This is a genomic window from Pseudomonas karstica (genome assembly GCF_009707515.1).
Taxonomy (GTDB): Bacteria; Pseudomonadota; Gammaproteobacteria; order Pseudomonadales; family Pseudomonadaceae; genus Aquipseudomonas; species Aquipseudomonas karstica.
Genome location: NZ_WLYI01000064.1, coordinates 1 through 9,323, shown reverse-complemented (window position 1 = coordinate 9,323; position 9,323 = coordinate 1). Strand labels below are relative to the sequence as shown.

At 59.1% G+C, this 9,323-nt stretch carries 12 protein-coding genes; 5 read left to right on the top strand and 7 right to left on the bottom strand.

Features of this window, described 5'->3' with window-relative positions:
- Positions 1-369 precede the first annotated feature (369 nt).
- From GIR22_RS25590 to GIR22_RS25575, 4 genes are read right to left on the bottom strand one after another with little or no spacing between them, the layout of a single operon-like run.
- The gene (locus GIR22_RS25590; RefSeq protein WP_178122466.1) at positions 370-786 is read right to left on the bottom strand and encodes an SRPBCC family protein; all 417 of its coding nucleotides are present in this window, start codon (positions 784-786) and stop codon (positions 370-372) included.
- Positions 787-806: 20 nt separating this feature from the next.
- Positions 807-956, bottom strand: a complete 150-nt coding sequence (locus GIR22_RS25585) for a hypothetical protein (protein ID WP_154746061.1) — start codon at positions 954-956, stop codon at positions 807-809.
- Positions 944-1,717: an L-iditol 2-dehydrogenase gene (locus tag GIR22_RS25580; protein WP_154746060.1), complete on the bottom strand. Its 774-nt coding sequence runs from the start codon at positions 1,715-1,717 to the stop codon at positions 944-946. The genes GIR22_RS25585 and GIR22_RS25580 overlap by 13 nt, the downstream gene beginning before the upstream one ends.
- Positions 1,718-1,744: 27 nt before the next feature.
- The gene (locus GIR22_RS25575) at positions 1,745-3,055 is read right to left on the bottom strand and encodes an ABC transporter substrate-binding protein (RefSeq protein WP_154746059.1); all 1,311 of its coding nucleotides are present in this window, start codon (positions 3,053-3,055) and stop codon (positions 1,745-1,747) included.
- A 235-nt stretch (positions 3,056-3,290) separates the two neighbouring features.
- Between GIR22_RS25575 and GIR22_RS25570 the strand changes: the two genes are divergently transcribed.
- From GIR22_RS25570 to GIR22_RS25555, 4 genes are all read left to right on the top strand, one after another.
- Entirely contained in the window at positions 3,291-4,238 is a 948-nt protein-coding gene (locus GIR22_RS25570; RefSeq protein ID WP_154746063.1) for an AraC family transcriptional regulator, read from the top strand.
- A gap of 258 nt (positions 4,239-4,496) precedes the next feature.
- Complete coding sequence (locus GIR22_RS25565; protein WP_154746058.1) at positions 4,497-5,453, top strand: nucleoside-specific channel-forming protein Tsx; 957 nt, start codon at positions 4,497-4,499, stop codon at positions 5,451-5,453.
- 69 nt (positions 5,454-5,522) lie between these two features.
- Positions 5,523-6,560 (top strand): purine-nucleoside phosphorylase, encoded by a 1,038-nt coding sequence (locus GIR22_RS25560; RefSeq protein ID WP_154746057.1) that lies wholly within the window; start codon positions 5,523-5,525, stop codon positions 6,558-6,560.
- Positions 6,561-6,725: 165 nt separating this feature from the next.
- Positions 6,726-6,962: a DUF6555 family protein gene (locus GIR22_RS25555; RefSeq protein ID WP_154746056.1), complete on the top strand. Its 237-nt coding sequence runs from the start codon at positions 6,726-6,728 to the stop codon at positions 6,960-6,962.
- Positions 6,963-7,019: 57 nt separating this feature from the next.
- Here the strand turns inward: GIR22_RS25555 and GIR22_RS25550 are convergent, their stop codons facing one another.
- The 3 genes from GIR22_RS25550 to GIR22_RS25540 all read right to left on the bottom strand — a co-directional run bounded on the left by GIR22_RS25550 (position 7,020) and on the right by GIR22_RS25540 (position 8,229).
- Complete coding sequence (locus tag GIR22_RS25550; protein WP_154746055.1) at positions 7,020-7,190, bottom strand: metallothionein; 171 nt, start codon at positions 7,188-7,190, stop codon at positions 7,020-7,022.
- 90 nt (positions 7,191-7,280) lie between these two features.
- A complete protein-coding gene (locus tag GIR22_RS25545; RefSeq protein WP_154746054.1) occupies positions 7,281-7,733 on the bottom strand; it encodes a DMT family transporter in 453 nt (150 codons plus the stop codon).
- 4 nt (positions 7,734-7,737) lie between these two features.
- Entirely contained in the window at positions 7,738-8,229 is a 492-nt protein-coding gene (locus GIR22_RS25540; protein WP_154746053.1) for a DMT family transporter, read from the bottom strand.
- Between the two features lie 116 nt (positions 8,230-8,345).
- Here GIR22_RS25540 and GIR22_RS25535 point away from each other — a divergent pair, with 116 nt between their 5' ends.
- The gene (locus GIR22_RS25535; protein ID WP_154746052.1) at positions 8,346-9,278 is read left to right on the top strand and encodes a LysR family transcriptional regulator; all 933 of its coding nucleotides are present in this window, start codon (positions 8,346-8,348) and stop codon (positions 9,276-9,278) included.
- The last annotated feature ends 45 nt before the right edge of the window (positions 9,279-9,323 follow it).

Here is a 9,323-nt window from a genome sequence, read left to right as displayed (position 1 = left end):
GGCGTCTGTAGCCGCTGTCGAGGCACGAGGCTGCGATAAGGGCCGAAGGACCTTCAACAGTTTCAAGCCCCAAACGACTGCTGCGCAGCCGATCGCAGGCTGCGCCAGCGGCTACAGGTGATCAGCGGGCGTCTGTAGCCGCTGTCGAGGCACAAGGCTGCGATAATGGCCGAAGGACCTTCAACAGTTTCAAGCCCCAAACGACTGCTGCGCAGCCGATCGCAGGCTGCGCCAGCGGCTACAGGTGATCAGCGGGCTTCTGTAGCCGCTGTCGAGGCGCGAGGCTGCGATAAAGGCCGAAGGACCTTCAACAGTTTCAAGGTCCTAGGCGACGTCTACAGCAGGCCCTTGCTGCTGCAGAGGGCGGGTTCAGGCCTGGAAGTTACCGCGTAACGCCTCAAGCCCACCGCTGTACACACCGGTAAACAGCTCCTCCACTGCCGCATCCGTCACCCCCGCCACCGGGGTAAATACACCCGACCAGGTCACTTTCGCCGTGTGCTCGGTCAAAGCCTCGACCTTCAGGGTTGCCAGGTACTCACGCACCGGAAACGGCGACTCACTGATGGAGTAGCTGTAAGTACGCGCGGCCTCATCGAAAGTCTGCAGACGCTCAACCACCACACCCCCATCGGCAGTTTGCAGGTGGCGTACACGGCCGCCGTCGCTGGGTTCGCTCTTGGCGATAAAGGGCAGCCAATCAGGCAGCGAGTTGAACCCGCCAACCAATTGCCAGATTTGTTCAGCCGATACCGGGATTTCAATGACAGAAGATGCTTTAGCCACAATAAGGCTCCAAATATTAATCAGATCACTGTGCTGTCGACGACATCGCCAGTGTTGGCACGTTTGGTTACGCCGTAGTTAACCATATCAACCGGCGTCGCCACACCGGATTCCGAGGCGTTATCGTTGACGTCCTTCGCACCTTGTGGAACAGGGGTCAACTCATCCAATTGCCCCCATCCACGTTATAAGTCTGTGCCACCACGTACTCGCTGTCTGTCGACGCCAGGAAGATCGCCATTCCGGTCAGGTCTTGCGCCGTGCCCATCCGCCCGTAAGGCACTTGCTGCCCCACCAACCGTTTTTTCTCACCCAGCGGGCGGCCTTCGTGCCTGGCGAACAGCGCATCCACCCCGTCCCAATGCTCACCTTCCACTACCCCAGGCGCAATGGCGTTCACGTTGATCCCATGCTTGATCAGGTTCAGCCCGGCTGACTGGGTCAGGCTGATCACCGCCGCCTTGCTCGCGCAGTACACCGCCACCAGCGCTTCGCCCCGGCGCCCGGCCTGGCTGGCCATGTTGATGATCTTGCCGCCGTGGCCCTGACTGATCATCTGCCGGGCAGCGGACTGCAGAGTGAACAACGTGCCAGCGACGTTGATGGAAAACAGGCGCTCGAAACTTTCCCGGGAAATATCGACAATAGGCGCCAGGTCAAACAGTGCAGCGTTGTTGATCAGGATGTCGAGCTTGCCGGCCTGGGTCACGACCGCAGCAATTGCGGCGTCAATGGAGACCTGGCAGGTCACGTCCATCTCTACCGCATAAGCCCTTGGCCCTAATTCAACCGCCGTGGCGTGGGCGCGCTCCAGGTTGATGTCGGCGATGGCCACGGTCGCGCCCTCGGCGATATAAGCCTGGGCAAAGGATCGACCGATGCCACGGGCGGATCCGGTGACCAGCGCACTTTTACCTTCCAGTCGTTTCATTGAATGTTCATCCGTCTTGAAAAGTGATTACTTCGGATAGCCGGCGCGCTTCATCTCGCGCTCGGTGATGGACTGTGCCTGGAGCAGTGCCTGGTCGACGCTCATCCCTCCGGTGAGCGCCGCCGAGATCAGCTTGCCCACAGAGGTGCCAATGGCCTGGAACTCAGGGATCGTCACGTATTGGATGCCCACATAAGGCACCGGCTGGGCCGAGGGGTGTGCAGGGTCGGCGTGTTGCATCATCTGCAAAGTGACTTTGGCAAACGGCGCGGCCTTCAAGTACGCCTCGCTGTAGGTGGACTGGCGGGTACCCGGCGGTACATGGGTGATGCCCTCCTTGTCCGCGACCAGTTGGATGTAGTCCTTGGAGGTGGCCCAAGCGATAAAAGCCTTGGCAGCCTCTTTATGTTGGGAGGTGGCAGGAATCGCCAGGGACCAGGCGTACAGCCAGGACGAGCCCTTGTCGGTGACCTCTGTAGGTGCTGCGACAAAGCCTACGCTGTCGGTGACCTTGCTTTGGGTTTTGTCAGTGGTAAACGAACCGGCGACGCTGGCATCGACCCAGATGGCGCATTTTCCACTATTGAACAACGCCAGGGTTTCGTTGAAACCATTGCTGGAGACACCCGGCGGCCCGTAGCGCTTCAAGGTATTGACGTAAAAGTTCGCCGCGGCCGTCCACTCCGGGCTCGTCAACTGTGGCTTCCACTGCTCATCGAACCAACGAGCCCCAAAGGCATTGGCCATGGTGCTCAGCAGCGCGGTGTTCTCGCCCCACCCGGCCTTGCCCCGCAGGCAAATGCCGTACTGGTCTTTTGCTGGAGCGTGGAGTTTGGCGGCGAACTCGCCGAGCTGGGTCCAGGTCGGGTGCTCCGGCATGCTCAAGCCAGCCTGTTTGAACAAGTCGGTGCGGTAGTACGTAACGGTGCTTTCACCATAGAACGGCAACGCATAGAGCGTGTTATTAACCGACAAGCCCTGGCGCACCGAAGGGAAGATATCGTCAACGTCGTACTCGGGCGGCAATTGGGTCAACGGTTCCAACCACTGCTTGGCGCCCCACAGCGGGGTTTCATAGGTGCCGATGGTCAGTACGTCGAACTGGCCACCCTGGGTAGCGATATCGGTGGTCAGGCGTTGGCGCAGGACGTTCTCTTCCAACACCACCCAGTTGAGTTTCACCTCGGGATGCTGCTGCTCGAAGACCTTTGAAAGCCGCTGCATGCGGATCATGTCACCGTTGTTGACGGTGGCGATGGTGATGGTTTCTGCTGCATGACTGACCATGGCCACTGACAGGCCAGTCACCAGCAAAAACGTTTTCGGGATCTTGATCATGGTGCCCCTCCGCCCCGCGTCGTGAGAGACGCAAGTTATTGTTGTTGTTTTTGACGGCTCGATTACAGCAGCTTGGCAAGGTCCGGACAAACGAATGGCAAACGCTACTCCGGTACTTTTTTAACCCATCACCCCGGATCAAAAAAGTATCAGTGACCCGCAAACCAGGGAGTAGCCGATGTTCACCCAAAGGGCGTACTTTGGTGCCATTCCAAGACCCCACAAGGGCCATGCCATGCCTGATAGCCGCAGCGCCCTGTTCGAGCAACGCCCCGCCGACCTCGAAGTGATTCTTCCCGAGCCCGAGCATGGCTTTCGCTGGTATGAACATGATTACCCTTTCGAGCTCGCCCGCTGGAATCACCACCCTGAATTCGAAATCCACCTGATCCGCCAAGGCAGCGGCAAGTTGGTGGCGGGCGACTATATCGGTGGGTTTGGCGCCGGCCACGTGGCGCTGATCGGCCCTGATTTGCCCCACGACTGGATTGGCGACCTGGCTCCCGGCGAATGCTTGAGGGGGCGGGACGTGGTGCTGCAATTCGACGGCGCGGCGTTGTTGGCCCTGCGGGGCACGCTGCCGGAATTGGGCGATCTGCAAAGTCTGTTTGATCGGGCCCGGCGCGGCCTGGAGTTCACCGGCGAAACCGCCCGGCGCGCGGCCGTACTGCTTGAGGCCATCGGGCCGGCACAAGGGCTCAATCGCCTGATCCTGTTTATGCAACTGCTGCACGCCCTGGCCCAGGCGCCTTCACAGGAGACGCACGCCCTGGCCAGTGCGTGCTACACGCCGACCCTGGATGCCCGTAGCTCCGAGCGCGTCAACAAAGCTTTCGATTACCTGATGACGGAACTGACCGGCGACCTGCGCCTGTCAGTCATCGCCCAACGCCTGGAGATGAGCGAACCGGGCTTCTCGCGCTTCTTCAAACGAGTCACCGGCCATGGTTTTATTGAGCTGATGCGCAAGTTCCGAGTCCAGCGCGCCTGCCGGCTGCTACTACAGACCGAGATGTCCGTGGCCGATATCTGCTTTGAGGTGGGCTACGCCAACCTGTCCAACTTCAACCGGCACTTTCGTATCGAAATGAACCAAACGCCCAGCGAGTATCGGCGGGAAACCGCGATGTACCTGTTCCATCGCAATGGTGATCAAGCATTGCCATTTACCCAGGCCCACTGAGCCAACGCCTGCTGCGCCAGTGTTGCAAATAGTGATCGAGCATCCCCGGGTTTACTACTTGGCAGGCTGCCAAACGAGCTGCCAGGTTCCTGACCAAAAAGACGACTAATTCGCAAATTCTCTATCTGCCTCAAGCGATTGACCAAAGTTGGTACAGCCTATGCAAACGTTTGCGGATCGAACTTGGCTGCCAACTGGCTGCATGTTCCCCACCGCCCGAAGAATCGGGTGAAAACCGCGTACGAACAGGGACTTTCAATGCAATCAACTTCCAGACGCCCCGCGTCGGCCACCACGATGGGTGTTTCTTTGCTACTGGCCGCCGTTACGGGAGTACTCAGCACGCCCGGGTTTGGGCAGCAGGCACCCGCCGATGACTCAGCACAGGGCGAAACCCTGGCATCGCAAGACAGCTCGCCGAAAAAAGGTGCCTACCTGTCAGACTGGTTCAATCAGGACCTGACAATCATTGGCAGCAAAGACATCAGCTTCGGCCCCAAACCCGCCGACGATGTGTACCTGGAGTACGAGTACTTCGGCCGTAAAGGACCGTTCGAGCTGTACGGCTACATTGATGTGCCGAAGATCTTCGGCATCGGCAACCGCAATGATAAAGGCGCCTGGGACCATGGTTCCCCCGTCTTCATGGAGCATGAGCCGCGCATCTCCATCGACTACCTGGCCGGGCGCAGCCTGGCCATCGGGCCGTTCAAGGAGTGGTACGTGGCCTTCGACTGGATCTATGACCACGGCAGCAACAAGGCCAATCGTGCCAACACCCTGTATAGCGGCCTGGGCACCGACATCGACACCCACTCACGGGTCAACCTGTCGGCCAACTTCTACGGTCGCTACCAGTGGGAAAACTACGGCGCCAGCAATGAATATTCCTGGGATGGTTACCGGGCACAAATGAAGTACATCGTGCCCATCGGCAGTTTCGACAATGGTGCATCGCTCACTTATATCGGTTTTACCAACTACGATTTCGGCTCGGACTTGCACAAGGACAACCCGGCGCGTACCGCCAACTCCCTGGTTGCAACCAATGTGCTGCTGTATGCCTTCACCCACCTGCGCTTCACTTTGGTGGGTCGTTACTTCCACAACGGCGGCAACTGGGAGGACGGCAGCGAGTTGAATTTTGGCGATGGTAATTTCCGGGCCCGCTCCAATGGCTGGGGTTACTACGCCGGGGTGGGGTATCAGTTTTAAAGCTGCAAGTTACAAGCTTCAAGCGGCAAGTCAGAGGCTGTTTATCATTCATCTTTGTGAGGAAATCCTATGCATCGTGTGACGCGTCTTTGCGTGGTGGTCGGGCTGGCCTTGGGTACGTTCGCAGCGCCCAGCGCTTTTGCCGCGCAACCTGCGCCGGTCAAACCCAAGGTCGTACTGATCACCATGTTCGCCCCCGAGGCGCAGCACTGGATTGATCGCCTGCAACTCAAGCAGGAGGTCCGCGTGCCGGGATTGTCTGCCGAATACCCGGTGATCCGCTGCAACACCCAGGACGTCTGCCTGCTGGTGACCGGCATGGGCCAGACCAACGCGGCCGCCTCCACACTGGCCCTGGCCTTATCGCCCAAGTTCGACCTGCGCCAGAGCTATTTCCTGATCGCCGGGATTGCCGGGATCAACCCGCACCATGGCACCATCGGTACCGCCGCTTGGGCTCATTACCTGGTGGAGTTCGGTACGCAATGGGAGCTCGACTCCCGGGACGCGCCCAAGGATTGGCCAACCGGCTATATCGGTATCAACACCAAGGGACCGAATGAAAAACCGCCTCTGGACTACAAGACTGAAGTCTTCGAGCTGAACCCGAAACTGCAGGCCAAGGCCTTTGCCCTATCGCAAAAAGTCGAGCTCAGTGAAAGCAAAGAGTCCGCCGCCTGGCGCAAACATTACCCGAATTCACCGGCCAACCAACCACCCCAGGTCACGCGGTGCGATACCGTAGCGGGCAATACCTGGTTCTCCGGAACGCGCCTGAGTGAGCGCGCCGAAGTCTGGACCAAGTTGCTGACGGGCAATAAGGGGGAGTACTGCACCACCCAGCAGGAAGACAACTCTACCTATGAAGCGCTGCTGCGGGCCGACCGTGAAGGCCTGGTGGACATCCAACGCCTGGCGGTGGTGCGTGCAGGTTCTGACTTCGACCGGCCGTACCCAGGCTACAGCGACGTGGACAACCTGCTGAAATACGCGGACCAAGGCGGTTTTGTACCGGCATTGGAGAACCTGTACCGCACGGGTAACCCGTTGGTGCAGTCAATTGTGCAGAACTGGTCGGCGTGGGAGAAAGGTGTTCCACAGGATTAGACCTGCGCAGCCTCCTGCAAGAACCAGGTGAAACGCCTGGTTCTTGCCCTCGCGGTGCATCATTCAAGGATGAAACAACCACACTAATGATCAGTGGCCGACAATCCGAATGAATTTTTACCACGCTGGGGGATCACTTAAAGACACAGGAGGATTAACAAGCCCATGGTCAACGCAAAACTTTTCGTCATCGACTACACGCTGCATGGCCAGCCCAAGTCGTTCATCATCCGCCTGGAAAAACTCGACATGCCCGAAGCCTGGCATTGGGCAAGCTGCGATGCAGGCGTAGGCCGTATCGGTCGGTTTGCCCGGGAACAGGTCAAGAAGACCAGCCAACTCCAGGCCGAGCAATTTGGTATCGAAAACGTGCAATGGCGCTGTTCGGGTGGGCAGTTGTAACCGCGACCGAGGCACAAGACAGCGATGCTGTCCGCACACCTCGGCAGCGGCGGCGGACTAGCCGTGGGCCGATTTGGCGCACTCGCATCCAGTCGATGAGGCACAGGGTTCACCATGGGCATGGTGATCTGCACACCCCTGGCAGCAATAACTTTTACCTTCCTTCATGACCGCGTTGTTTCCCACCAGGCAATTGCAGTGTGGGCAAGCACAGGTTTGCTGTTGCATGATCAGACTCCTTTTCATGGTCGTCCCGGTAGCAGCGAACGCCACTACCTTAAGCAGTGACTCCAGCCCTGCGCCCATGGTTCAACGCCATTAATCGGCGCGGGTACTGCTGCGATACATGAACACCAACGCTGCAGCCAAGCAGAGCATCGCCACGATCCGGCTACCGGACAGCTCAATGGCCGGGTTGCCGAGCCAGCCAAAGTTGTCGATCAGCATGCCCATGCCCAACTGCCCGACGATCACTGCTACCGTCGCCACCGCCGTGCCGACAATCGGCACCGCACCGACCATGACCATCATGTACACCACCCCGAACAACGCGCCGGTCAGTTGCCATTTCGGCACGTCAAGCAGGCTGATGGCATGCGCCGGTTCAAAAAACACAATCAACAAAGCGGTAGTGATCGCACCCACCACAAAGGTCAGCAGGCTGCTACGCAACACGCCCACCGCTTGTCCCAGACGGCCATTGATCGCCGCCTGCACACTCAATACCGCGCCTGCGGCCACCACCAACGCCAACAATAAAATCAGACTCATCGCTTCAACCCCTCGCAATCAAAACCAATGCCACCACAATCAACGCCAACGCCATCCAGCGCTCCCCGTTGACCCTCTTACGGGTTGTGCCGAACCAACCGAAGTGGTCGATCAACACGCTCTTGCCCACCTGCCCGGAGAGGATGGCGATCATGGTCATGGCGATACCGATATGCGGCGTGGCCAGGGTCAGCACCACCACGTACATCGGCCCCAGGAAACCGCCAATCAACTGCCAGCGCGGCAGATCGGTGAGCGCGGGGCCCTTTTGCGGACCGCTGAACAACAGCAGCAAAAACAGAATGGCGGAGCCAACGCCGAAAATACTCAAGGTCGCCCACAAGTGCCCGACTTGCACCCCCAGAGGCCCCAACAACCCTGCCTCCACCGACAACCCCATGCCAGCGAAAATCACCAGCGCCAATAACAACAACCGAAGAGCCAACCTGGGCTTGGCCGAAGCCGTACCCGCAGCATCAAGAACAGAAGACTGCATACACCACCTGCGTGTCAGAGAATGAACATGGCGTGCATTATCGGGTGGTAGATCTGTGCGATAAATGGGAGCATACAGACAACACCTTTGCGAATTACGCACAGCAAGGAGCCGCCATGCAGGGCCTGAACGAATTGAGTTTCAAAGCACTTCGCCTGTTTGTCGCGGTGCTGGACTACGGCAGTTTCTCGGAAGTCGCCCGCCGTGAAGGCCTTGCGCCCTCCTCCATCTCCCGGCAAATCCAGTTGATGGAACAGGCCTTGAGCCAACAGTTGCTGTATCGCCACACCCGCGCCGTCAGCCCCACCGAAGCCGGCCGCCTGCTGGGCCAGCACGCCCGCTTGCTGCTGGAACAATTGGAAGCGGCCGGCCAGGCCCTGCAGGAACAGGACAGCGAACCCAGTGGCCTGGTGCGCATCAACGCACCCATGGTGTTTGGCCAACGGCACCTGTCGCCCTGGCTGGGGGAACTGTGCCGACGCTATCCCAAGCTGCAACTGGATATCCAGCAGACCGACACCTACGTCGACCCGCTGCAGGACGGTACCGACCTGCTGTTTCGCATCGGCGTGCTCAATGATTCCGGCATGCAGGCCCGTATCTTCGCCCCTCAGCGTTTCCGCATCGCCGCCAGCCCGGCGTACCTCGCGCAATTCGGCACGCCACAGCATCCCGATGAACTGGTGAACCACCAGTGCCTGGCCTACAAGGGAGTGACCGGCCAGCAGCGCTGGTTCTTCCGTCGTGGCCAGGGCGACTGGACGCCCTACAGCGTAAAAGGCCCAATCACTGGTAACCATGCCGACACCCTGACCCACGCCGCCGAACAAGGCCTGGGGCTGGTGGTGTTTCCGTCCTGGTTGATCGGCGAAGGCCTACGAGCCGGGACGTTGCAGGCAGTGCTGACGGACTATGAAGTAGCAACAACCCTGGAACCCCAGCAAATCGCCGCGCTGTGGCCTGGTAGCCGACGCTTGTCGGTGAAAGTGCGGACAGTCATCGACTACTTCGTCGAATGCTTCGGGCCGGGGCCGTACTGGGATCGCTGAAATTCTTATGTAGTTTTTAACGACTACTAATCAGGGAAATTTTTC

Bases quoted from the DNA above. Each gene is read 5' to 3' on its own strand.
- GIR22_RS25570 (WP_154746063.1), top strand. From the start codon at position 3,291: ATGCCTGATAGCCGCAGCGCCCTGTTCGAGCAACGCCCCGCCGACCTC.
- GIR22_RS25565 (WP_154746058.1), top strand. From the start codon at position 4,497: ATGCAATCAACTTCCAGACGCCCCGCGTCGGCCACCACGATGGGTGTT.
- GIR22_RS25550 (WP_154746055.1), bottom strand. From the start codon at position 7,190: ATGCAACAGCAAACCTGTGCTTGCCCACACTGCAATTGCCTGGTGGGA.
- GIR22_RS25575 (WP_154746059.1), bottom strand. From the start codon at position 3,055: ATGATCAAGATCCCGAAAACGTTTTTGCTGGTGACTGGCCTGTCAGTG.
- GIR22_RS25540 (WP_154746053.1), bottom strand. From the start codon at position 8,229: ATGCAGTCTTCTGTTCTTGATGCTGCGGGTACGGCTTCGGCCAAGCCC.
- GIR22_RS25560 (WP_154746057.1), top strand. From the start codon at position 5,523: ATGCATCGTGTGACGCGTCTTTGCGTGGTGGTCGGGCTGGCCTTGGGT.
- GIR22_RS25555 (WP_154746056.1), top strand. From the start codon at position 6,726: ATGGTCAACGCAAAACTTTTCGTCATCGACTACACGCTGCATGGCCAG.
- GIR22_RS25535 (WP_154746052.1), top strand. From the start codon at position 8,346: ATGCAGGGCCTGAACGAATTGAGTTTCAAAGCACTTCGCCTGTTTGTC.
- GIR22_RS25545 (WP_154746054.1), bottom strand. From the start codon at position 7,733: ATGAGTCTGATTTTATTGTTGGCGTTGGTGGTGGCCGCAGGCGCGGTA.
- GIR22_RS25580 (WP_154746060.1), bottom strand. From the start codon at position 1,717: ATGAAACGACTGGAAGGTAAAAGTGCGCTGGTCACCGGATCCGCCCGT.